Annotated in this window: 21 protein-coding genes; 4 read left to right on the top strand and 17 right to left on the bottom strand. The window is 66.4% G+C overall.

Annotated elements, in window-relative coordinates; translation table 11 throughout:
• Nucleotides 1-8: 8 nt before the first annotated feature.
• Entirely contained in the window at nt 9-419 is a 411-nt protein-coding gene (locus tag CDV49_RS07890) for a GNAT family N-acetyltransferase (protein WP_088214981.1), read from the top strand.
• Nucleotides 420-421: 2 nt separating this feature from the next.
• Here the strand turns inward: CDV49_RS07890 and CDV49_RS07885 are convergent, their stop codons facing one another.
• From CDV49_RS07885 to CDV49_RS07870, 4 genes are all read right to left on the bottom strand, one after another.
• Nucleotides 422-1,504 carry an ABC transporter ATP-binding protein gene (locus CDV49_RS07885; protein ID WP_373447790.1) on the bottom strand — a complete coding sequence of 361 codons (1,083 nt, stop codon included), beginning with the start codon at nt 1,502-1,504 and terminating at the stop codon, nt 422-424.
• A gap of 68 nt (nt 1,505-1,572) precedes the next feature.
• Nucleotides 1,573-2,379 carry an ABC transporter permease gene (locus tag CDV49_RS07880; protein WP_088214980.1) on the bottom strand — a complete coding sequence of 269 codons (807 nt, stop codon included), beginning with the start codon at nt 2,377-2,379 and terminating at the stop codon, nt 1,573-1,575.
• Nucleotides 2,376-3,257, bottom strand: coding sequence for an ABC transporter permease (locus tag CDV49_RS07875; RefSeq protein WP_088214979.1), 882 nt, complete (start codon nt 3,255-3,257; stop codon nt 2,376-2,378). The genes CDV49_RS07880 and CDV49_RS07875 overlap by 4 nt, the downstream gene beginning before the upstream one ends.
• Nucleotides 3,258-3,759: 502 nt before the next feature.
• Entirely contained in the window at nt 3,760-5,214 is a 1,455-nt protein-coding gene (locus tag CDV49_RS07870; protein WP_256947270.1) for an aldehyde dehydrogenase family protein, read from the bottom strand.
• Between the two features lie 132 nt (nt 5,215-5,346).
• Here CDV49_RS07870 and CDV49_RS07865 point away from each other — a divergent pair, with 132 nt between their 5' ends.
• The gene (locus tag CDV49_RS07865; protein WP_088214978.1) at nt 5,347-7,350 is read left to right on the top strand and encodes an acyltransferase family protein; all 2,004 of its coding nucleotides are present in this window, start codon (nt 5,347-5,349) and stop codon (nt 7,348-7,350) included.
• An 84-nt stretch (nt 7,351-7,434) separates the two neighbouring features.
• Here the strand turns inward: CDV49_RS07865 and rpsI are convergent, their stop codons facing one another.
• The 3 genes from rpsI to CDV49_RS07850 form a co-directional block, all read right to left on the bottom strand.
• Nucleotides 7,435-7,938 carry a 30S ribosomal protein S9 gene (rpsI, locus tag CDV49_RS07860; RefSeq protein WP_088214977.1) on the bottom strand — a complete coding sequence of 168 codons (504 nt, stop codon included), beginning with the start codon at nt 7,936-7,938 and terminating at the stop codon, nt 7,435-7,437.
• Between the two features lie 4 nt (nt 7,939-7,942).
• Nucleotides 7,943-8,407: a 50S ribosomal protein L13 gene (rplM, locus tag CDV49_RS07855; protein WP_035705529.1), complete on the bottom strand. Its 465-nt coding sequence runs from the start codon at nt 8,405-8,407 to the stop codon at nt 7,943-7,945.
• Between the two features lie 168 nt (nt 8,408-8,575).
• Nucleotides 8,576-8,983 (bottom strand): PaaI family thioesterase, encoded by a 408-nt coding sequence (locus CDV49_RS07850; RefSeq protein WP_179209144.1) that lies wholly within the window; start codon nt 8,981-8,983, stop codon nt 8,576-8,578.
• Between the two features lie 67 nt (nt 8,984-9,050).
• On the opposite strand from CDV49_RS07850, the gene CDV49_RS07845 reads away from it, so the two are divergent.
• Entirely contained in the window at nt 9,051-9,839 is a 789-nt protein-coding gene (locus tag CDV49_RS07845) for an enoyl-CoA hydratase (protein WP_088214975.1), read from the top strand.
• 138 nt (nt 9,840-9,977) lie between these two features.
• Here CDV49_RS07845 and CDV49_RS07840 read toward each other — a convergent pair whose 3' ends face one another.
• Genes CDV49_RS07840 through CDV49_RS07820 form a run of 5 tightly spaced genes read right to left on the bottom strand, consistent with a single transcriptional unit; the run spans nt 9,978 to nt 14,676 of the window.
• A complete protein-coding gene (locus CDV49_RS07840; protein WP_088214974.1) occupies nt 9,978-10,625 on the bottom strand; it encodes an aspartate/glutamate racemase family protein in 648 nt (215 codons plus the stop codon).
• A gap of 3 nt (nt 10,626-10,628) precedes the next feature.
• Nucleotides 10,629-11,465 carry an ABC transporter permease gene (locus CDV49_RS07835; protein WP_088214973.1) on the bottom strand — a complete coding sequence of 279 codons (837 nt, stop codon included), beginning with the start codon at nt 11,463-11,465 and terminating at the stop codon, nt 10,629-10,631.
• On the bottom strand, nt 11,465-12,433 hold the full coding sequence (locus tag CDV49_RS07830) for an ABC transporter permease (RefSeq protein ID WP_256947269.1): 969 nt from the start codon (nt 12,431-12,433) through the stop codon (nt 11,465-11,467). The genes CDV49_RS07835 and CDV49_RS07830 overlap by 1 nt, the downstream gene beginning before the upstream one ends.
• Entirely contained in the window at nt 12,414-13,679 is a 1,266-nt protein-coding gene (locus tag CDV49_RS07825; protein ID WP_088214971.1) for an ABC transporter substrate-binding protein, read from the bottom strand. Before CDV49_RS07825 ends, CDV49_RS07830 begins: the two co-directional genes overlap by 20 nt.
• A 22-nt stretch (nt 13,680-13,701) precedes the next feature.
• A complete protein-coding gene (locus CDV49_RS07820) occupies nt 13,702-14,676 on the bottom strand; it encodes an ABC transporter ATP-binding protein (RefSeq protein ID WP_088214970.1) in 975 nt (324 codons plus the stop codon).
• 212 nt (nt 14,677-14,888) lie between these two features.
• Between CDV49_RS07820 and CDV49_RS07815 the strand changes: the two genes are divergently transcribed.
• On the top strand, nt 14,889-15,596 hold the full coding sequence (locus CDV49_RS07815; RefSeq protein WP_088214969.1) for a GntR family transcriptional regulator: 708 nt from the start codon (nt 14,889-14,891) through the stop codon (nt 15,594-15,596).
• On the opposite strand, the gene CDV49_RS07810 is transcribed toward CDV49_RS07815, so the two are convergent.
• From CDV49_RS07810 to CDV49_RS07790, 5 genes are all read right to left on the bottom strand, one after another.
• Nucleotides 15,584-17,062 carry a carboxypeptidase M32 gene (locus CDV49_RS07810; protein WP_088214968.1) on the bottom strand — a complete coding sequence of 493 codons (1,479 nt, stop codon included), beginning with the start codon at nt 17,060-17,062 and terminating at the stop codon, nt 15,584-15,586. The genes CDV49_RS07815 and CDV49_RS07810 overlap by 13 nt on opposite strands.
• Nucleotides 17,059-18,219 carry a heme A synthase gene (gene ctaA / locus CDV49_RS07805; RefSeq protein ID WP_088214967.1) on the bottom strand — a complete coding sequence of 387 codons (1,161 nt, stop codon included), beginning with the start codon at nt 18,217-18,219 and terminating at the stop codon, nt 17,059-17,061. Before ctaA ends, CDV49_RS07810 begins: the two co-directional genes overlap by 4 nt.
• 148 nt (nt 18,220-18,367) lie before the next feature.
• Nucleotides 18,368-21,481 carry an efflux RND transporter permease subunit gene (locus CDV49_RS07800; RefSeq protein ID WP_088214966.1) on the bottom strand — a complete coding sequence of 1,038 codons (3,114 nt, stop codon included), beginning with the start codon at nt 21,479-21,481 and terminating at the stop codon, nt 18,368-18,370.
• Nucleotides 21,462-22,652 (bottom strand): efflux RND transporter periplasmic adaptor subunit, encoded by a 1,191-nt coding sequence (locus CDV49_RS07795; RefSeq protein ID WP_179209142.1) that lies wholly within the window; start codon nt 22,650-22,652, stop codon nt 21,462-21,464. The genes CDV49_RS07800 and CDV49_RS07795 overlap by 20 nt, the downstream gene beginning before the upstream one ends.
• A gap of 133 nt (nt 22,653-22,785) precedes the next feature.
• Nucleotides 22,786-23,346 (bottom strand): PqiC family protein, encoded by a 561-nt coding sequence (locus tag CDV49_RS07790; protein WP_088214964.1) that lies wholly within the window; start codon nt 23,344-23,346, stop codon nt 22,786-22,788.
• Between the last annotated feature and the right edge of the window lie 4 nt (nt 23,347-23,350).

Here is a 23,350-nt window from a genome sequence, read left to right as displayed (position 1 = left end):
GTGAGACCATGAACGACCGCTACACCCTGCTCGACAGCCTGCCCACGGCGGAGGACTTCTGCCGTCTGCGCGAGGTTTCCGGCCTCTCACCGAAGTCGCTTGCCGCCGCACGGATCGGCCTGCCGAATTCCGTCCTCGGGGTCTGCGTGATGGAGGCCGGGCGCACCGTCGGCATGGGCCGGGTGATCGGTGACGGGGGAACCGTGTTCCAGATCGTCGATATAGCGGTGGAGCCGGGTCATCAGGGCCAGGGGCTCGGCAAGGCGATCATGGCGCGGATCATGACACGCCTGAAGGAACTGGCCCCCGGTGCCTATGTCAGCCTCATCGCCGATGGCGAGGCGCGCCACCTCTACGCGCAATACGGCTTTGCGCCGGTGGCGCCCGCGTCCATCGGCATGGCGATCCTGCTGCCCTGATCTCAGACGAAGAGCACGGCGGACCGCGGATCCCAGGCGACCCGCGTCCGCACGCCGCGGTCCAGCACGGGACGGGAGATCAGGTTCTTCATCGACAGGCGAACCGGCTCCTCCAACCCGTCCAGACGCACGTCGTAATAGGTCATATCACCGTAATAGACGACCTCGTCCACCACGCCTTCGGAAACCTGCTGGGCCGGATTGATCGCCTCGTCGCCATAGATCAGCGACATGGATTCCGGCCGGATGCCGATGCTGGCCGCGCCGACCCGCACGCCACCCGGCGCCTGTGCATCCTCCAGCGTGAACCGGCCAAGCCCCGGTGACTGTACCTCCGCCCGGCCCCCGCTATCGGACAGCACCTCCGCGGGCAGGAAGTTCATCATGCCGATGAAATCCGCCACGGCGCGGGTCTTCGGTCGCCGGTAGAGCACTTCGGGGTCGTCCATCTGCGCGATCTGCCCCTCGAACATCACGGCGATGCGGTCGGACATGACCAGCGCCTCCTCCTGATCGTGGGTGACGAGGATGAAGGTGATCCCCACTTGCCGCTGGAGTTTGATGAGTTCGACCTGCATCTGCTCCCGCATCTTCTTGTCGAGCGCGGAGAGCGGCTCGTCCAAGAGCAAAACCTTGGGCTTCAGGATGAGCGCGCGCGCCAGCGCCACCCGCTGCCGCTGCCCGCCCGAGAGCGCATGCGCCGCCCGTTTGCCGTAGCCGGAAAGCCCGACCATCTCCAGCGCCTCGCCCACCCGACGCAATTTCTCCTCCTTCGTGCCAGGATCGCGACGGAGGCCGAAGCCCACGTTCTCCTCCACAGAAAGATGGGGAAAGATCGCATAGGACTGGAACACCATGTTGGTGGGCCGCCGGTTGGCGGGGACGGCCGCCATGTCCTTGCCGTCGATCAGAACGGTGCCGGAGGACAAGTCCTCGAACCCCGCAATGGTGCGGAGCAGGGTCGTCTTGCCGCAACCGGACGGGCCGAGCAGCGAGAAGAACTCCCCCTGCCGGATATCGGCGGTGATGCCGCGGAGGGCGTGGTAATCGCCGTAGTATTTCTGGACGTCCCTCAACTCGATGATCGGGCGGCCGGAAGGCTGCACACGCTGCCCCGGACGGGGGGTGCGGGAGGTGGGAGCGGGCGAGAGCGTCACAGGAAGCCTCCGGTATCGACCCCGCCGCGCCGCCGGACACCGCGCCGGCGGAACATCTCGGCGAGGGTCAGGAGCACGACGGACAGGATGACGAGAATTGTCCCCAGCGCCATGACCACCGGCACCTTCGCCGGGAAGCGGAACTGGGAGAAGATATAGACCGGCAGCGTCGGCTGCGATCCGGTGAGAAAGTAGGCGATGATGAATTCGTCGAGCGAGATGGTGAAGCCGATCAGCAGCGACGAGACGATCCCCGGCGCCACCAGCGGGAGCGTGACGAGGCGGAAGGTGGACATCCGCGTCTCGCCCAGATCAATGGACGCCTCCTCCAGCGAACGGTCGAGCGAGGAGAAGGCCGAGGACAGGATCGCCACCGCATAGGGCGTGCAGATCAGCACATGTCCGAAGATCACCGTCCAGAAGGCCAGCGGGATGCCCATGGCCAGCAGCACGACCAGCAGCGACACCGCCACGATCACCTCCGGCAGCACCAGCGGCAGCATGATCAGCCCGCTCATCGCCGCCTTGCCGGGGAAGTCGTAGCGCGTGATGGCGCGCGCTGCGAAGATGCCGAGCATGGTGGAGAACACCGCCGAGGAAATCGCGATGATGAGGCTGTTCTTGACGGCCTGATGCAGCGCGGGAATGGTCCACAGCTCATCAAACCATTTCGTCGTGAAGCCGTTCAGCGGAAAGGCGATGATCGTGCCGTCGTTGAAGGCGAACAGCGGCAGCAGAATGATCGGCGCGTACAGAAACAGCAGGTAGAGATAGGCGTAGATACGCAGGCCGCCCGCTTTCATTTCGACCCCTTCAGGAAGCGGCGGTTGAGGAACAGGAACACCAGCGACACCGCCGCGACGATCAGCATGGCGGAGACGGCCAGCGCCGATCCCAGCGGATAGTTGTCGAGCCGCATGTATTGAAGCTGGATGACGTTGGCGATCATCTGCCCCTGCGGCCCCCCGACGAGGTTCGGCGTCACGTAATCCCCGATGGTGGGGATGAACACGATCATCACCGCAGCGATCACCCCCGTCATGGAAAGCGGCAGCGTCACCCGGAAGAAGGACATCACCTTGCCCTCCCCCAGATCCTGGGATGCCTCCAGCAGCGAGCGGTCGATCTTCTCCAGCGCCACGAAGATCGGCAGGATCGCGAAGGGCGCATAGGCATGGGCCAGCGTGATGACCACCGAATTCACATTGTAGAGCAGGAAGGTGAGCGGCTCATCAATCAGGCGGAGCTTCATCAGCCCGGTGTTCAGCACGCCATTGTAGCCAAGGATCACCTTCCAGAGGAAAACCCGGATCAGGTAGCTCGTCCAGAAGGGGATGGTGATGAGGAAAAGCCACAGCGCTTTCCTGGAGCCGCTGACGTGGAAGGACACGTAATATGCCACCGGATAGGCCAGCACCACCGTCACCAGCGTCACCATCGCCGCGACACCGAGGGAGCGGAGCATGACCTGCCGATAGAGCGGATCCGTCCAGGCGGCGATATAGTTCTCCATCGTGAAGGTCTTGATGATCTCCAGATAGCCGTCCGTCCAGAAACTGTAGAGCACGATCAGCCCGACCGGCACCGCCAGAAGCAGCACCGAGTAGATGAACGGCGGCGCAATCAGCGCATAGCCGCTCTTCACTTCGGGTTCGCTGAAGCGGTTCACCCTGTTGGCCATCCCATTGTCCCTGCGCCGTTTCCGGTCCTTCCGGCGATTTAGGCAGAAACCACCGCCGGAGAAAAGCCTGCTCCCGCGCGGCATTGCGCCCCGGTGGCGTTTTCTTCATCCGCTGCTCAATCCGAAGGCACATGCAGGCGCGCCCCCGGTCGGGCGGGAGCGGCGGATATGCGGCGGGATATCCGTGTCGCGGGGCGAGCCAGATGTGATGCGGCGCCACTGCATGACGCGTCTCCGGGTGGGCGGCAACCGTGGATATGCCTCTTGCTGACATATCGCAGGTTTCGCGCGCGATGGCCGTGGTGATGGAGGCATCACATGCGCCGGGCGCATCTCCCGGCCTGCTGTGCCTGCTCATGATCCCGAGCTTGCGCATAGCCCCAGACACGCGTCCCGGGGGCGTGGCCGCCCCGCCATTCGGCGGAAACGGGCGGCAGAGGCTCCCACCGGTCCGAGCGCGCGAAACGGCCCCAGCCGCGGGTGCAACCCGGGCGCGGTGCTGTCAGCCCTGCGGCAGATGCAGGGTCTTGACCTCCTGGAACGCTTCGATGCCGAGCCTGCCGCCCTCCCGCCCGAGGCCCGATTGCTTCCAGCCGCCGAAGGGAGAGCCCCAGCCCATGCCCGTGCCGTTCACATGGATCGCCCCCGCGTCGAGCGCGCGGCCGACCCGTCCGGCCCGCTCCATATCGCCGGTCTGCACATAGGCGGCGAGGCCATAGGGCGAATCGTTGGCGATGCGGATGGCCTCCGCCTCCCCGTCCACCGGGAGGATGGAAAGGACGGGGCCGAAAATCTCCTCCCGCGCGATCCGCATGTCAGGGCTCACGTCGGCAAAAACCGTGGGCCGGACCCAGTAGCCCGCATTGAAACCGGGCGCGAGGCCTGGCCCGCCCGCCACGACCCGCGCGCCCTCCGACACACCGGCGGCTATCAGGTCCTGCACCCGCTCGAACTGCGTGGCGTTGACCAGCGGGCCGATGTGATCGCCCGGTTCCGAGGGCAGGCCGAGCGCGGTGTTCGCCGCCGCATCGGCCGCGATCTCCACCACCCGGTCATAGACGCCCCGCTCCACCAGCATCCGTGTCGGAGCATCGCAGGACTGGCCGGAGTTCAGGAAGCATTCCGCCACGCTGTCGCGCACGCGCTGCTCGAGGTCCGATCCGCAATCGGCAAAGACGAGGTTCGCCGACTTGCCCCCGAGTTCCAGCGTGATGCGCCGGATGTCCTCCGCCGCGGCATGGGCGACGGCCCGCCCCGCCCGCGTGGAGCCGGTGAAGGAGACATGGCTCACCAACGGGTCCGTGGAAAGCGCGACGCCCGCTCCCGGCCCGTTCCCCTGCACCATGTTGACCACGCCCGCAGGCACCCCTGCCGCGTCGAGGATCTCCATATAGACGATGGCGGAAAGCGGCGTGTATTCAGACGGCTTCAGCACGCAGGTGCCGCCCGTCGCGATCACCGGCAGCACCTTCAGCGAGATCTGGTTGATCGGCCAGTTCCACGGCGTGATGAGCCCCGAAATCCCCACCGGGGCGCGGATCAGCAGGTCGCCGTTGGTGAGCCGTTCCTCCTCCTCCATCCCCTCCAGCGCCTCGATGAAGCCCGCGGCATGACCGACGCCCGCCCCCGCCTGCGCTCTGCGGGCCATGTCGATCGGCGCGCCCATTTCCAGGGAAATCGCCTGGGCGAGGTCGCCGATACGCTCCTGCGTCAGATCGTGAATCCGCCGCAGCAATGCCAGCCGCTCCGCCTTGGAGGTGCGGGAGAAACCGGCGAAAGCCCGCCGCGCCGCATCGAGCGCGCGCGCCACATCCTGCGCACCGGCAAGGATGATACTTCCCCGCACCGCCGCGTCATGCGGCGTCTCGAAGGGAAACGCCTCCGTGGAGAGCGGCGCGATCCAGTGGCCATCGACGTAATGGGTAACGAGTTTCTCGGAATCGATCATGTCGCGCATGGGGCACCTCCGCCAGATACCATCGCTTGCAGGGATGAGTTGCGTCAAGCTTTGCCAGACACAGGCGGCGTCTCCCCTTGACTACAGCCGAAGCTCCACCAGTCTCTTCGCGGTCAGGAGAGCCGCCCCCACATGAAATATCGCCCAGAGATCGACGGCCTGCGCGCCATTGCCGTTGCGACGGTCGTTCTGTTCCACGCGCGTGCGCCCTTCTTCGGCGGTGGCTATATCGGCGTCGATATCTTCTTCGTCATCTCCGGCTTTCTCATTACCGGTATCCTCATTCAGGACATCGAAGCGCGTCGCTACAGCCTGACGGAGTTCTACGTGCGCCGGGCGCGGCGTATCCTTCCCGCGCTTTTCGTGATGCTCGCGGCCTGCATTCCCGTCGCCTGGGTATGGATGCTTCCGGCGGACTTCGCCGATTTCGGGCGGAGCATCGCGGCAGCAGCGGTGTTCCTTTCCAATGTTCATTTCTCCCGACACGCGGATTATTTCAGCACCGCGGCAGAGTTGCAGCCCCTGCTTCACACATGGAGCCTGGCCATCGAAGAGCAGTTCTACCTGGTCTTCCCGCCGCTCCTTTTCCTTCTGGTCACACGCGGCGGACGGAGGATCGCGCTCATCGTGCTGGGCGTGATCGCGCTTGCCTCCCTCGCGCTGGCGGAGGTGGGCTGGCGCATCCGGCCGGAGGAGAACTTCTTCTTCACCCCGTCGCGGATATGGGAGCTTCTGGCCGGGTCGCTTGCAGCCCTCGGCATCCGCCTTCGCCCGCAGGCGCCGCGTGGCGGTCCCGCGGCGCTGGGGCTGGCGATGATCCTCGTATCGCTCCTCTTGCTGCCGGGGATGCCCTCGCCGTCGCTCGCGACGCTGCTGCCGGTTCTCGGGGCGGTGCTGGTGCTGGTATGGGGCGGTCAGGGCACGCGGGTGGGGCAGATCCTCTCGCTCCGGCCGGTCGTGTGGCTCGGCCTCATCAGCTACAGCACTTATCTGTGGCACCAGCCGCTGATGGCCTTCACGCGGCTTCGGCTGGCGGAGGAACCCCGTGCGGGCGTGATGACGCTGCTGGTCATCGCCTCCGTCCTGCTTGGCTGGCTGAGCTGGCGCTGGGTGGAGCAGCCGTTCCGCGGCGCCGCCCCCCTGCTCGCCGGGCGTCGCCTGCCGCTTGCCACGGCGGTCGTGGGGATCGTGCTTTTCTCCGCCGCCGGCATCGGGATCCGCAAGGCGGAAGGGTTCCCTGAGCGTATGCCATGGGCCACGGAGCTTCTGGCGGGGCGGGAGCGGTATCGCGGCCATTGTCTGACCGCCGACAACGATCCCCCGCCCGTCCACCCGGTCCGCAACTGTGCCGCCGGTGAATCCGGCCCGCAGGTCGCGATCATGGGCGACAGCCACGCCACCAGTCTCGCCCCGCCGTTGCAGGCGATGCTGACCGGGATGGGCATCGGCAGCTACGTTTCGGGATATGCCGGTTGTCCGCCCGTGCCCGGTCTCGTCCGGCTCGACAAGCTGCCCTCGCGCAGTTGCGACGCATATAATCGCGCCTATCTGGACTGGCTGGAACAGTCCGGCGTCAGAACGTTGGTCCTTGCCGCGCGATGGCCGGTCTATGCGAGCGGGCTCAGGGCGCGAAATGGCGAGGGCGGCAATGAACCGGGACCGCCCATACCGATGGACGTGGCCGCGCTCCCTCCCGGCAATCCCTTCGACGGCGAGCGGGAGGCCCGGGTCATTTCCGCCTATGCCGCGCAGGTCGCCGCGCTGGCGGAGCGGTTCAACGTCGTTCTGGTCTATCCCTATCCGGAGGCGGGATGGAAAGTGCCGCTCCGCGTTGCGCGGGAGTTGATGTTCGACCCGGAGGCGCAGCCGGCAATCTCCACCAGCAGGACATTTTTCCATCGCCGTTCCGATGCCGTCATCACCGCCTTTGACGCGATCCACAGCCCGCGTATTGCCCGCGTGCGCCCGGACAGGCTGCTCTGCGACACATTCATTCCAAACCGCTGCGCAAATGCCTTCGGCGGAAAGATGTTCTACTTCGACGACAATCACCCCTCGCCGGAAGGTGCGGCTCTGGTCGCACCGGAGATCGTGGCCGCCATCCGCGCCCTTGATCGGGAGCAGGCCAGCCGCTGACGGTTGGCAAGGCAGGTTCCCACGACGCGCGCAAACAAAAAGGCCCGCCACAGGGGGCGGGCCTTTCCGAATATCGACGTGAGATCAGCGTTTGGAGAACTGGAAGCTCCGGCGGGCTTTCGCCTTGCCGTATTTCTTCCGTTCGACGACGCGGCTGTCGCGGGTCAGGAAACCTGCAGCTTTCAGCGCCGAACGCAGCGTGGGATCGTAGAGTTGCAGCGCCTTGGAAATGCCGTGCTTCACCGCACCGGCCTGACCAGAAAGACCGCCGCCCGCAACCGTGGCCATCACGTCGAACTGACCTTCGACATTGGCGACCTGGAACGGCTGACGCAGGATCATCTGAAGCACCGGGCGCGCGAAATACGCGGTGTAGTCGATGAACTCACCCTTGTTGTTGCGGATGAGGAACTTGCCGGAACCCGGCTTGATCCAGACGCGGGCGACCGCATCCTTCCGCTTGCCGGTGGCGTAGGACCGGCCAAGTTCGTCACGCACGGGCTCACGCGGGGCTTCGTCGGCCACGGCGGCGGCGGACCCGGAGACAACCGATTTCAGGTCATCGAGGGTTTTGATGTCTTCGGCCATTTACTTACGCGCTCCGGGTGTTCTTCGGGTTCAGCGTCTTGACGTCCAGCACTTCGGGTTGCTGGGCTTCATGCGGATGTTCGGCGCCCGCATAGATACGCAGGTTGGTCATCTGCTGGCGCGAGAGCTTGCCGCCCGGCAGCATGCGCTGCACGGCTTTCTCGACCACGCGGGTCGGGAACTTGCCCTCGAGGATCTGGCGCGCGGTGCGGTCCTTGATCCCACCCGGATAGCCGGTGTGCCAGTAGTATTTCTTGTCATCCCGCTTGGTGCCGGTGAGTTGCACCTTGTCAGCGTTGATGATGATCACGTTGTCGCCCATGTCCATGTGCGGCGTGAAGGTCGGCTTGTGCTTGCCGCGGAGGCGGTTGGCGACGATCGTGGCGAGGCGGCCCAGAACGACGCCTTCGGCGTCGATCAGGATCCACTTCTTCTCGATGTCCGCAGGCGTCGCGGTGAAGGTCTTCATGGTCCAGATCCCGTTCGTTTGCAGAGAGCCCGGCCGGGACCGGACTCCGAGAATTCGGATTGCGGTGTTCTATAGAAGTTCGCCGCACAGTCAAGCACGGGATGCAAGTAATTCCTTATAGATTTCAATTACTTGAAAAATAGGTATTATAATACCCCACATTTTACGTCATTTCGGCGGGATCGAATAGGTCAGTGTCGCCCGCGCCACCGGCTCTTCCTGCCCGTCGGAGAAGACGAGCACGTCCCCCACCGCCAGAACCCGGCCGAGCTTCAGTATCCGCGTCCGCGCGATCAGGTCCGCACCGGAGACGGGCTTGCGCAGGAAGTCGATGGAGCAGTTCGTCGTCACCGTGAGCGCCTTCGGCCCGATCCGGGCAAGGATGGCGAGATAGACCGACACATCCGCCAGCGCGAACATCGCAGGGCCGGAGACGGTGCCGCCCGGCCGCAAATGCCTGTCCCCCACCAGCAGGCGGGTGACCAGTTCCTCCTCCCCCAGGGCATCGATGGCGAAATCCGCCGCCACCTGCGGGAACTGTGCGTGCATAAAGGCATCAAGCCCGGTCATCGTCATTGTCAGCGCCACGGCTTCCTCCCCCGTTTTTCGCGCGCTACACTTCCGGCAACGGGGAGGAATGACAATGGATGATATACTCTTGCGGTCGGATGACGTCGGGGTCGCCACGCTCACGCTGAACAGTCCGGCCAATCTCAATGCCCTGTCGGATGCGATGCTGGCCGCCCTTTCCGACGCATTCCGCGCGCTTTCGCAGGACGAGAGCATCCGTGCCGTCGTGCTGCGGGGAGCAGGCAAGGCGTTCTGCGCAGGGCATGACCTGAAGGAAATGCAGGCGAAGCGCGCAGCGCCCGATGGCGGGGCTGCGGCCTTTGCCGACCTGTTCGACCGTTGCGCAAGGGTGATGACCGCCATCCCCCGCCTGCCCCAGCCCGTGATCGCCGAGGTGCATGGCATCGCCACGGCGGCGGGCTGTCAGCTCGTCGCCTCCTGCGACATGGCGGTGGCGGCGGAGGGCACGCGCTTTGGCGTGAACGGGGTTAACATCGGGCTGTTCTGCTCCACGCCCATGGTCGCGCTGACCCGCAACATCGCGCGGAAGCAGGCGTTCGAGATGCTGACCACGGGGGAGTTCATCGACGCCGCCCGCGCGCGGGAGCTGGGCCTCGTCAACCGGGTCGTCGCGGCCGAACGGCTGTCGGAGGAGACGGCGCGGCTTGCCGCCACGGTTGCAGGCAAGCTCGGCACTGCGGTGCGGATCGGCAAGCGGACCTTCTACGACCAGATCGGTCTGCCGCTGGAGGATGCCTACGCCCTCGCCGGTGGCGTCATGGTGGAGAACATGCTCCACGCCGACACGAACGAGGGTATCTGCGCCTTTCTGGACAAGCGCAAACCAGACTGGGCGGTCTAGCAGGCTGCTGAATAAGCTTTAAAAATCCGGAAATCAGCCCCGGAACTACCGGCAATGCGTGGATTTCGGGCTGGATTTCCCCGGATTGCGGAGGATTTCCGCTCCCGCGCAGACCTGGAGGCCCTTTTCAGCACCCTGCTAGGCGGCGCTGCGGAGCCGGGCGAGGCTTTCCGCCAGCAGCGCCGCCGCGGCCACCCCGTCCACCAGCGGCATGGAAAGCCGCGCGGCGAGCCGCGGGCGCAGCGCGCTCATCCCCGCGCAGCCCAGCACCACGGGATCGTCTCCACCGGCGCCCCGGATCGCGGCGGCGAGGCGGTCCACCACCTCCTCCGTGCCGCTGTCGAGGTCCAGCACCGGGATCCCGCTGGCATGCAGACCCGCGCACCGCGGCGCGAACCCATAGGCGGAGATGTTCTGCCCGATCACCGGCAGTGCCGCCTCCACCGAGGTCATCACCCGGAAGCGAGGCGCCATCAGGGCCGCCATGTGAAACGCGGCCTCGCCGATGCCGATCACCGGGCAATGGGCACTGGCCCGGATCCGCTCAAGCCCGGTATCGTCGAAACAGGCGATGACGATCGCATCCGCCCCCCAGTCCCGCGCCGCCTCCAGCCGGGAGAGGACGCCCGGAACCGCGCGTTCCCCGTCCTCCGCCCCCTCGATGGCCGGAGGTCCGTCGTGGTTGGTCCAGCCGGCGACCTCTGCCGTCGTCAGCGCGCGGGCGGTCGCCACCACCGCCTCCGTCATGCTGACCGTGGCATTCGGATTGATGAACAGCAGTCGCAAACCCTAGACCCCTCTCCCCGCATCGGAGAGGAGCTTTGCCCGCCGTTTCGCGGCAATGGCAAGAGCCAGAACGAAAACCCCGATCACAAGGAAGGAAAACAGTGTCGTCAGCGTCCCCAGCGCAAAGATCACCGGCGTGGTGACATTGGTGGTCATCCCGTAGATCTCCAGCGGCAGCGTGTTGTAGCTGCCCGCCGTCAGCAGCGTCCGCGCGAATTCGTCATAGGAGAGCGTGAAGCCGAACAGCGCCACCCCGATCAGCGACGGCGCGATGATCGGGATGACCACATGCCAGAGCGTCTGCCATGCCGTCGCCCCCTGATCGCGCGCCGCTTCCTCATAGGCCGGGTTGAAGCGGTTGAAGATGGCGAACATGATCAGCAGCCCGAAGGGTAGCGTCCATGTCAACTGCGCGCCGAAGCCCGATGTCGCCCAATGCACCGTCAGCCCCGATTGGGAGAAGATCAGCCCGACCCCGAGCGAGACGAGGATGGAGGGAATGACGAGGCTGGTGATGATGAGATAGAACACCAGCCCCGACCCGGTGAACCGCTTGCGGAACGCCAGACCGCCCATGACGGAGATCACCACCGTCGCCACCATCACCATGAGGCCGAGCGCCAGGCTCCGCCGGAAGGCGCCCCAGATGTCGCCGACCGCCTGCTGCTCGAACAGGTCGCGGAACCAGTGGAGCGAGACGCCGCGCATCGGAAAGGTCAACCCGCCCTCCGGCCCCTGAAAGGACAGGATGGCGATGGTGATGGTCGGCCCGTAGAGAAACAGCAGGAACAGCGCAAAGAACGCCGCCAGCGCATAGAAGGACCACGGACGCCGTTCCATCACAGCTCCTTCCTGATATCGACGAAGCGCAGCATGATGCCGATCACGATCAGCACCGTGCAGAGCAGCACCACCGCCGTCGCCGCGGCCGACGGATATTGCAGCAGGGCGATGTCGTTGGAGATGAGCCGTCCCACATTGGCCGATTGTGAGCCGGACATGAACCGGACGGTGATGAAATCACCCATCACCAGCGTCACGACAAAGATCGTGCCGATCATGATGCCGGGCTTGCAGAGCGGGATGATGACGTTCCACAGGATCTGCCAGCCGGAGGCGCCCGCATCATTCGCCGCCTCGATCAGGCTACGGTCGATCCGCATCATCGTGTTGAAGATCGGCACGACCATGAACAGCGTGTACAGATGCACGAAGGCGAGGATCACCGAAAAGTCGGAGAACAGCAGCCACTCCAGCGGCTCGTCGATCACCCCCCAGGAGATCAGCGCCGAATTGGCCAGCCCGTTGCGCCCCAGAAACGGGATCCAGGAGATCATGCGGATGATGTTCGATGTCCAGAACGGTATCGTGCAAAGCAGGAACAGCACGGTCTGCCATCCCTGGCTGCGCACGTGGAAAGCCAGGAAATAGGCAACGGTGAACCCGATGAGCAGCGTCGCCGCCCAGGTGATGAGCGCATATTTGAACGTGTTGAGAAAGACCCGGTAGGTCACCGGCGAACCGAACAGGAATTCATAATTCTCAAAGGAAAAATCGGGAACGATGGTAAATTCGGTGGCGCTCCAGAAGCTCACCGCCACGATCATCGCGATGGGCAGGATCAGAAAGACCAGCAGCACCACCGCCAGCGGCGAGGCCAGCAGCCAGCCGGTGAAATTGGCCGACCGCGCCCTCCGCACGGGGGCCGTCAGACTGCCCCTGTCCGGCCCGGAAGGGGAGACGGCCTGCCGGGCCGCCTCCGCCGCCATCGCCTGAAGGGGAGAGACCTCAGGCCGCGATGAACTCATTCCATTTCCTTACCATGTACTGGTTTTCATCCATGACGGAGTTCCAGCAGGCGACATGGCCCATGCGTTCGTAGAACGAACCGCCATCGCGGCTTTCGCCCGCCTTGGCCATGACCTGACCATAGGGATTGGCGATATCGGCCGTCGCGGGCTTGCCCTCGAACCAGTAGCCCCATTCGTTGGCGTCCATATGCTCCTTCGAGGTTTCCGGCACGGCGGAATAGTAGCCCTGCCGCATCAGGAAGCCGCCGACCCAGCCGGAGAGATACCAGTTGATATACTCATAGGCCGCGTCCAGCTTGGCCCCGTCCAACGCCTTGGACAGGCCGATCCCGCCGCCCCAGCTGCGGTAGCCTTCCTCCAGCGGCTGATACACGCAGGGGATGCCGCGCGTCTTGACCGCCGTGATCGCCGGCGACCACATGGACTGGATGACCACCTCTCCCGAGGCCATCAGGTTCACGCTTTCATCGAAGGTCTTCCAGAAGGAGCGGAACTGTCCAGCGCGCTTGGCCTCCGTGAAGATCGCAAGGGTCTTGTCGATCTCCTCGCGGGTCATGTTGCCCTTGTCGCCGTATTTGATGGCCCCCATCGACTCGCAGACCATCGCCGCGTCCATGATCCCGATGGCGGAGATGTCGAGAATGGAGGCCTTGCCCTTGAACTCCGGGTTCAGCAGCTCTTTCCACTGGGTGATGGGGCGGTTGATGATGTCCGGGCGGATGCCCAGCGTATCGGCGTTGTAGATCGTGGGGATGAGGGTCATCCACTGCGTCGGTTCCTTGGCGAAGGTCTTGGAGCCCTGCGCCTCCACGAAGCCGACCGTATGCGGCGCGGTACCCTGCGCGATCACCGACTCCGGCGTGAGCTTGCCGGTGGTGAACAGCGGCACGATCTTGTCGTAGAGCTTGATCCTGGCCGTATCCATCGCCTGAAGGTTGCCGGTCGGCCAGACCTTCTTGCAGATCCAGTATTCGATATCGGCGATGTCGAAGCTGTTGGGCTGGGTCGCGGCGCGCTGCGTCACCGCGTCGCTGTCGAGCGCGGTCATCTCCAGCGTGAACCCGAGGTCCTCCTTCACCTTCTGCGCCACTTCGTTGATGTTGGACACCCCCGTGCCGAACTGGCGCAGCGTGATGTTCCTGATCTCCTGCGCCCAGATCATCGGCGCGGGAAAGGCGGAGGCCGCGGCCGCAGCCGCCCCCGCCTTCAACACACCGCGCCGGCTGTAACCGATCTTGCTCATGTTCCTTGTCCTCTCCGTTGGATCAGGCCAGAAGGCGGTGCTGCCGCCCTTCGTCCCAGGCAAGACGCACGGCGTCGCCCGGTTGCTTCGGATCTCTGTAAAAGACGCCCTCGGGGATCAGCGCGAGGATCTCCTGCTCACCTGCCGCCATGCTGGTGACGGCGACATGCGCGCCCTGATATTCGACGCTGCGCACGACGGCATCCGTCCCCGATGGCGCGATCCGCACCTCGTCCGCACGGACGGCGAACCGCCCCTGCGGCAACGACACCACGTTGTGCCCGCCCATGAAGCGCGCGACGAATTCCGTGCGCGGGGCGTTGAACATCTCCTGCGGGGCGCCGGACTGTTCGATGACGGCGTTGTTCATCAGCACCATCTCGTCGGCCAGCGCCATCGCCTCGTCCTGGCCATGGGTGACATGGATGAAGGTGATGCCCAGCTCCCGCTGAAGCCGCTTCAGCTCCGCCCTCACCTTCAGCCGCAGGAACGGGTCCAGCGCCGAAAGCGGCTCGTCCAGCAGAAGAACCTGCGGATCGGTGATGAGCGCGCGGGCCAGGGCCACGCGCTGCTGCTGCCCGCCCGAAAGCTGCGCCGGCCTGCGCTCGGCAAAGCGCGACATGTCCACAAGCTCCAGCATCTCGCCCGCGCGCTTGCGCCGCGCCGCCTGATCGACACCCTTCATCTTCAGGCTGAACGCCACATTGTCGGTCACGCTCAGATGCGGGAACAGCGCATAGCTCTGGAACATCATCGCCGTGCCGCGCCGCGCGGGCGGCAGATGGGAGATGTCGGCGCCCGCAAGGACGATCGCCCCGTCCGACACGCTCTCATGGCCCGCGATCATGCGGAGCGTGGTGGATTTGCCGCAGCCGGAGGGGCCCAGCAGGCAGACATAGGTTCCCGCAGGAAACAGGTGGCTCACCCGGTTGACCGCCGTGGTCTGGCCGTATCGCTTGGTGAGGCTGACGAGTTCCAGATCCTGTCCGCTGCGCATGGCCCTGCTCCCGGTGGCGACCCAGCGATCATGCGGGACTCCTCCGGCCCCGCGAACGGATTTCGCTCCTGCAGCAGGCCGAGACAGGATTTGCGCCAAATTTGGGCAGGCAGCCGGCGGCAGCGCGCAAAGCCGCGTCGGAAATCGTATACAATCCTGTTGCCGATCTTCGCCTCTTGCCGAGACCCTGCAGAACCTGTGGAGTCGGAAGGGTGGAACAGACAGCACCCCCCTCCTCCCCCTCCACGGCGAGCAGCGACGCCATCGCGGCCCGGTTGGCGGAGGCCATCCATCAACACCGCGTCCTGCCCGGGACAAAACTGTCGGAGGACGAGGTGGGAGAGGTCTATGGGGTGAGCCGGACGGTGGTGCGCGCGGCCTTTCAGCGGCTGGCGCATGACCATCTGATCGTCCTGAAACGCAACCGGGGCGCCTTTGTGGCCCGGCCCTCCGCCCGCGAGGCCCAGGAGGTGTTCGAGGCCCGGCAGATCCTCGAACCCCGCACCGCCCGCCTGGCCGCCGGACGGGCCACGCCCGGGGACATAGACCGGCTGGCGGGCCATATCGCCGCGGAACAGGCAGCTCTCGCGGCGGGCGATACGGGGCGGGCGCTGTATCTCTCCGGCGGGTTCCACGTGGAGGTCGCGCGGCTCGCCGGACAGTCGATCATCTGCGAGTTCGTAGCCTCGCTCGTGTCGCGCTCATCGCTCATCATCGCGCTCTACTGGCAGCGGCGGCAGGCCATCTGCGACAGCCACGCGCATGGTGACATCCTGCACGCCATTGCGGCAGGCGATGGCCCGCGGGCGGAGATCGCGATGGCGCATCACCTGTCGGACCTGCTCTCCTCCCTCGATCTCGGCCATCCCGCCCTGCCCGCGGGATCGCTGCGCGAGGCGCTGACCGGTCAGAGGTCGTAAAGCCGCCCGAACTTGGCTTCCAGATAGTCGAGCAGCGGCCCCTCCGACGGCGGCTCTCCGGTGGCGCGGGCGATGAGGTCGCGCGGCTCGTAAAGGCCGCCATGCCGCTGAACCGCCTCCTTCAGCCAGTGCAGCGGCGCCGCGAGATCCCCGCGCGCGAGATCGCCGTCCAGTTGCGGCAGATCCCGGCGCATCGCCGAATGAAGGCAGCCCGCATAGACATTGCCAAGCGCGTAGGTCGGGAAATAGCCGAACAGCCCCACCGGCCAGTGCACATCCTGAAGCACCCCCTGGCTCGGACGGGTGACCTGCTGGCCGAAGTCGCGGGCGAAGCGGGCGTTCCACGCCTCCTCCAGATCGGCCGCCTCCATCTCCCCCCGGATCAGCGCGCGTTCCAGATCGAAGCGCAGCATGATATGCAGGTTGTAATGCACCTCGTCCGCCTCCGTGCGGATGAAGCCGGGGTGGACGCGGTTGACGGCGCGGTCGAACTCCGCCGGATCGGAAGGCGCGTTCTCTCCGAACAACTCCACCATGCGGCCGGACAGCCAGCGGGTAAAGGCGCTGCTGCGGCCAAGCTGGTTCTCGAAGATGCGGCTCTGGCTCTCATGCACGCCCATCGACGCGCCGTGGCCGATGGCGGTGAGCAGGTAGGCCGGATCGACCGCCTGTTCATAGACCGCATGGCCCGTCTCGTGGATGGTCGAATAGATGCAGTTCAGCGGATCGGCGGGATCGGTGCGGGTGGTGATCCGCACATCCTGACCGGAGCCGGAGGAGAAGGGATGCACGGCCTTGTCCAGCCGCCCGCGCCCCCAGTCATAGCCGAAAACGCCCGCCAGTTCTGTGGCGAGCGCCATCTGGGCCGCCTCATCGAACCGCCCCGACAGGGCGGAGGCGCCGCGGTCCGATGCAAGGATCGCCTCCCGCAGCGCGACGAGGCGCGGCCGCATCCGCCCGAACAGGGCGGCGGTCTCCTCCCCCGTTGCGCCGGGCTCGTAATCCTCCATCAGCGCGTCGTAAGGGTCGCCGCCCCCTGCCAGCGCCTGCCCTTCCTCACGCTTCAGCGCGACGACTTCGGAGAGCGTGGGCAGGAAGCCCGCCACGTCCTCCCGCGCCCGTGCATCGGCCCAGAGCCCCTGCGCCATGCTCGTGGTGCGCGCCAGCGCCGTGGCCAGCCGCAGCGGCACACGCATCTGCCGCTCATGCGCGCGCCGGATCCGCTGAACCTGCGCCGCCTCCGCCGGAGCGAGCCGGACGGTATCGAGCGCCGCCAGCCATTCGCCGATGCGGGGATCGGTGCGGCGCGCGTGCAGCACCCCCTCCAGCGCCGCCGTCTCTTCCCCCCGCTGGGCATAGGCGCCGCGTGGCATGACGGTCTCCTGATCCCAGCCCAGCCGCTCCGCCACTTGGGCCAGCGCCTCCGTCTCCCGCTGGAAGGCGAGCAGGTCGGCCAGCGCGCTCATGCCCGCGTCCCCCGGATGGAGGTCTGTATCGGATATTGCGACAGATACCGCGCCCGGATGATCGTGACCCAGAGCAGGATCGCGCCGAGCTGGTGGGTGATCGCCGCGTGAAGCTGCGCGCCCGTCAGCACCGCGGCGATGCCCAGCACCACCTGCAGGAGCAGCGCCGCCAGCACCATGTTGAACGCGGCACGCGTCGCTGCATGGCTGCTCCGCCGCCCGCGGGCCCAGACCACGATGCCGAAGACGAACAGCAGATAGGCCACCATGCGGTGCATGAACTGCACCACGCCTGGATTCTCGAAGAAATTCCGCCAGAACGGCTCGATGTAGAACCCGCCGGGCGGGAAGAACGCCCCATCCATCAGGGGCCAGTCGGTGAAGCTGCGGCCCGCGTCGATCCCCGCGACCAGCGCGCCGATGAGAATCTGGAGAAAGGCGAAATGCATCAGGCCGGTGGACATGGAGAACAACTTCGGCTCCCGCGCGCGGCGGGCCTGAAGCAGATCGGCCTCCGAGCGGCCCAGAAGCAGCGCATACCACCACAGGAAGCCGAGAATCACGAAGGCAAGGCCAAGATGGATCGCCAGCCGGTAGGAGGCGACGGAGGTCATCTCTCCCGTCAGGCCGGAGGCGACCATCCACCAGCCGATCGCGCCCTGAACCCCGCCCAGCACGCCGGGAAGCAGCAGCCTGCCCGTCCAGCCCGCGGGGATCTTGCGCGCGATCAGGAAACCGAAGAATCCGAGCGCCCAGACCAGCCCCACCAGGCGGCCCAGCAGGCGGTGCCCCCATTCCCACCAGTAGATCTGCTTGAACGCCTCAAGGCTCATGCCCGCGTTCATGTATTGATACTGCGGACTTGCGCGGTATTTCTCGAACTCCGCCAGCCAGGCCGCATCGTTCATCGGCGGCAGCGCGCCGGTGACGGGGCGCCATTCGGTAATGGACAGCCCCGCGTCGGACAGGCGTGTCAGCCCGCCCACGATGATCATCGCCGCGACGAGTGCAAAGAGGATCAGCAGCCAGATGCGGATGGCGCCGCGCGCACCGCTGCGGCCCTCTCCGATGCGGCCGGGGCGCGCGGCCTCGATCCGGGTTTCGGTCGCGACCTCTTCGAAGATGGCGCGGGTTGGGGTCTTGCGCTTATCGGCCATGATGTCTCCGGACCCTGACTTGCGGCGGGGAACCTAGTTTCGACACTTCTCCGCCGCAAGCCCCGAAGGACGGCGCAGCGCCTCCGGCGGCGCGGGGGACGCCCCCCGCGACCCCCGGCGTGAAACGGCCCGCGCTAGCCCGCAGGCCCTAGCCCGCAGTCTTAGCCGCTGCAGTCTCAGCCGCTGCGGCGAGTTCGCGCACGAGCCGCGCCTCCTCCTCCGCCTTCGCTGGCGAGAACCCGGCGAGCAGCAGATAGACCACCGGCGTGAGATAAAGCGTCGTCACCATGGCAAGCCCCAGCCCGCCCACGATGATCCAGCCGAGCGCCGCCCGCGCCTCCGCCCCCGCGCCGGAGGCAAGCACCAGCGGCACGCCGCCCAGCACGGTGGCAGCCATGGTCATCACCACCGGCCGGAGGCGGATGGAACAGGCCTCCTCCACGGCGGAGCGCACGTCCCGGCCCTTATCGCGAAGACTGTTGGCGAATTCGACGATGAGAATCCCGTTCTTCGCCATGATCCCCACCAGCAGGACAAGGCCGATCTGGCTATAGACGTTGAGCGACGTGCCGGTGAGCAGCATGGCGAACACGGCGCAGGCCAGCCCGAGCGGCACGGTCGCCATCACGATCACCGCCGAGACGAAGCTCTCGAACTGCGCGGCGAGCACCAGGAGCACGATCAGCAGGGCGAAGCCGAACGTGGTGATGAGCCCGGCCGAGGTCTCCCCCAGCGTCGCAGCCTCCGCCAGCGGGATGACCCGCATCGTCTCGGGCAGCGTCTCGGCGGAGAGGGCGCGGACTTCTTCCCACGCCGCCCCGAGGCTCTTCTCCGGGGTCAGGTTCGCGGCGATCTCCACCGAGCGGAGCCGGTCCTCCCGCCCGAGATTGGGGGCCACGGCCCGCTCCGTCATGGTGACGAAGGTCGATACCGGAACCATGTCGCCGCTGGAGGTCCGCACGAAGATCCGCTCCAGATCGGAGGGGTCATCGACAGGATCGGCGGTGGACACGAGCTTGATGTCGAAGCTCCGGTCGGCGACGAAGACGGTGCCCACTGTCCGACCGTCCAGCATCGCCTGCAACGCCTCGCCCAGCCCGTCGATCGGCACGCCAAGATCGCTCGCCCTGTCGCGGTCCACCTCGATGAACAGCTGCGGATCGGTTGTCTCGTAGCCCAGCCGCACCTGACCGAAGCCGGGATCCTGCTCCATCCGTTCCGCGAGCTGTGCGGCGACCTTGGCCAGTTCCTCATACGTCGGCCCGAGCAGGGCGAAGCGCAGCCCCTGACCCGCCCCCCGGATGCCGAGCGAGTTCGGCTGGTTGGTGAAAATGCGCACGCCGATGATGGCGCGCATCCGCTCCGTCAGATCGGCGAGGATCTCCGACTGGCTCCGCTGCCGCTCCCCCCAGGGCGCAAGCGTCAGCACCATGAAGGCGCGGTTCTGGGAACTGGCCGCGCCGATGATGCCGTAGCTGTGAAGCACCTCGCCCGCGGCGCGAAGCGGGGCCAGCGCATCCTCGATCTCCCCCACCTTCGCGGCGGTGAAGTCGAGCGAGACCCCCTGCGGCGCCCAGACGGAGAGGATCACCGTTGCGCGATCCTCCTCCGGCGTAAGCTCCTGCCGCAACTGGCCCCAGAGGAGGAAGGCCAGAAAGCCGAACAGCGCCGCCACCGTCAACACCACAACCGGTGCGTTCAGACAAGACTTCAACGTCCGGTCATAAGCACCTTGAAACATATGCCATATTCTCCCGCCTTCCGCCTCTTTCATGTCAGTCTGTGGAAGGCGGCTCGCCATGACGGGACACAATGTCAGAGCCACGATGGAAGAAAGCAGGATGGAAACGGCAAGCGTGAAGCCGAACTCCCGGAACAACCCGCCGGTCTGGCCCGGCAGGAAGGAGATCGGCACGAACACGGCGGCCAGTGTCAGCGTCGTCGCGATCACGGCGAAGAACACCTGCCGCGTGCCGAGCACTGCCGCCGCCCGGGGGCCGAGCCCCTCCTGCCTGCGGCGGACGATGTTCTCCAGCACCACGATGGCATCATCCACCACCAGCCCCGTCGCCAGCACGATGGCGAGCAATGTCAGGATGTTGATGGAAAACCCCATGATCCAGATCGCCGCAACCGTGCCGATCAGCGCCACGGGCATCGCGATGGCGGGGATCATCGTCGCGCGCCAGTCCCTAAGGAACAGGTAGATGATCCCGACCACGATCAGCACCGTCAGGATCAGGGCGATCTGCACCTCATGGATCGCGCCCTCTATGAAGGAGGCGCTGTCCTGCGTGATGACGATACGCACATCGGGCGGCAGGGTCCGGTTCAGCCCGGCGACGATGCGGGTGATCTCCTCAGAAATGATGAGCGTGTTGCTCTGTGCCTGCCGGATGATGCCGATGCCGATGCCGCGCTGGCCATCGACGCGAAGCTCCGAATTGGCGATGTCGGGGCCAAGCGTCACTCGCGCCACATCGCCCAGCCGCACGTTCCCCTTCAGCTCCAGCGCCTCGAACTCCTCCGGCGTGGTCACCGGGGCAGTGGTGCGCACGACCAGCGTCTGCGCCGCAGCCCGCAGCGTGCCCGCGGGCGCATCGAGCGAGGCATTGCCGACCGCGCTGCGTATGTCGGCCAGCGTCAGGCCCCGGGCGGAAAGCTGCATCTGGTCGATGTCGATGCGGAACACCTGATCCCGGTCGCCGCTGATCTGCAGGTCGGCGACGCCGGGCGCGGAGATGAGCTGATCCTCCACCGCGTCATCGACAAGCCGCGTCAGGTCGTCGATCTGGCGGGTGTCGGAGAGCACGGCCAGCCGCATCACCGGGTCGGAATCCGCATCCGCCTTGACGATCTGCGGCTCCTCCACATCATCGGGCAGGTTGTTGCGGATGCGGGAGATCGCGTCCCGCGTATCGGAGGCCGCAACGTCGATGTTGACGTCCTGATTGAACTCCACCGTCACGCGGCTCTGCCCGAAACGGGAGGTGGAGGAGATGGAGGAAACACCGGGCACCCGGCCCGCCGCGCCCTCGATCTCCGCCGTCACCTCCCGGTCGATGGTCTGGGCGGAGGCGGAGGGAAAGCGCGTGGTGACGGTCAGCACGGGACGGTCCACGGAGGGAAGCTCCCGCACCTCCACGGCGAAAAGCGCGGCCAGCCCCGCCAGCACGATCAGCGCATTCAGGACGAAGGCAAGAACCGGGCGCCGGATGAACAGTGCGACGCCGGAATGGGCCTCAGATGTCGCGTCCGCCATCGGCCCTCCTCGTCTCGGTTGCGGGCGCCGTGCCCGCCGGAACGCGGGAGGCCGCCGTGGTCGGCGCATCGGGCGGCGCAATATGCACCTGCTGCCCGGGGCGCAGCGTCTGCGAGCCCTCGCTCACCACCAGATCGCCGGGGACGAGCGCGGCCTGCACCAGCACCCTGTCCGCATCGCGCTGCAGGATGCGGATGGCCACGCGCTCCACCACGTTGCCGCGCACCACCCAGACATAGGAGCCCGCCGCGTTCCATTGCACCGCGAGCGGCGGCACCGCAGGCAGGTCCTCTCCCGGAAACCGCATGTCTATGCGGAAGGCCATGCCGGAGCGGAAACGGTCGTCCTCATTGCCGATCTCTCCCTGCACGCGGAAGCTGCGGGAGGCGGGATCAACCCGGTTGTCGATGGCATGAACCGTGCCCTCCGCCGCCTCCGCCCCCATGACGGAGAGCGTGGTCGCGGTCAGCACATCGCCCGCCCGCACACGGCCCGCAAACCGCTCGGGCATGCGGAATTCCACCAGAATCCGGCTCCGGTCGTCGATCACCGTGATGTCCGTCGCAGAGCTGACCTGATCGCCGATGTCGAGATCCAGCAGCCCCACATGACCGGCGATCGGCGCGCGGATCGTGCGCTGCTCCAGCGCATGTGCCGCGTCCCGCAGTTCGAGTTCCGCCGTCTCCACCGTCAGCCGGGCGGCGATGAGCTGTATTTCATTGGTCGTGCCGCTGGCATGCAGCCGCTCGATCCGTTCCAGCGCGGTCTGCGCATCCTCCCGCACCAGCCGCGCCCGTTCCAGCGCGATGCGCTGCACCTCATCATCCAGCGACAGGATGACCTCTCCCGCCGCGACGCGCACGCCGGAGGCGACGGGCACCGCGACCACACGGCCCGACACTTCCGGGCGGAGCGTGACGGAGCGGAAGGCGCGACCATCGCCGATGGCGGTCATCTGGTCGGCGACGGCGGCCAGCCGCACCGGCTCCGCCACGACCGACGGGATGCCCATGGGCAGGTCGGCCTGATGTTCCGCGGCGGGCGCGCCCGCAAGCCACCCCAGCCCCAGCGGCTCCAGCCGCGCCTGCGCCCCCGGATCCAGCCGCGCCCAGGCCGCGGCGCCCGCAATGGCAAGCACAAGCGCGGTGGCGATCTGACGGCTCGGTTTCATGCGCGCTTTCCTGCTGGCGGGAAGAAGGGTCTGACCCTTCCCTGTCTCCCCGATTCTTCGCACAGAGTGCAATCTCGTGCGACATAAACTAATGGTGTGCCGGGACATTTGCCTCAGGATGAGGCACCCGGCCTCAGGAAAGCTGCGCGATCCGGGTCGCGAGGATCTGGATGGCGCGCGCCTGCGCCGCGGCAATCGCGGCCGGCCCCTCACCGGCGAGCGGAACGGTGATGTCGAAACTGCGCTGCTGATCGCTGCCGGAGAACCCGGCGGGCGAGACGAAATACTGCCCCGACAGGCGGAACAGCCCGTCCGCCCCCGCCAGCATCCGCGACACCCGGACCTCCAGCCGCCGGGCGGGCGGTTCGGCGAAGGGCCACGGCTCGGCGATGGCGGTGGCGCCGCTGGCAGCCTCTATCTGCCGGGCGAGCGTCCGCGTCACGGCGCGTTGCGGCGTATCGGCCCAGATGTTCTGCGGATTGCTGCGCACCGCGCCATCCGCCGTCTGCCAGCCGATCTCCTGCCCGGAGGCATAGTCGGGAAGCTGCACGTCCCGCACCTCCACCCGTCCGATGCGGTTCGGAACCGTGGCCGTCATCGGTGGCGGCTCCAGCGTGAATCGCGCCGTATCCTCGGGTTTGGAACAGGCGGCGAGCGCAGCAAGCCCCACCAGCAGAACGGGTTTCAGGCGCATGATA

Origin of the sequence: Haematobacter genomosp. 1 (assembly GCF_002196855.1) — a bacterium.
GTDB lineage: Bacteria > Pseudomonadota > Alphaproteobacteria > Rhodobacterales > Rhodobacteraceae > Haematobacter.
Note: the sequence above shows the minus strand (reverse complement) of the source record. Positions and strands in the feature narration are given on the sequence as shown.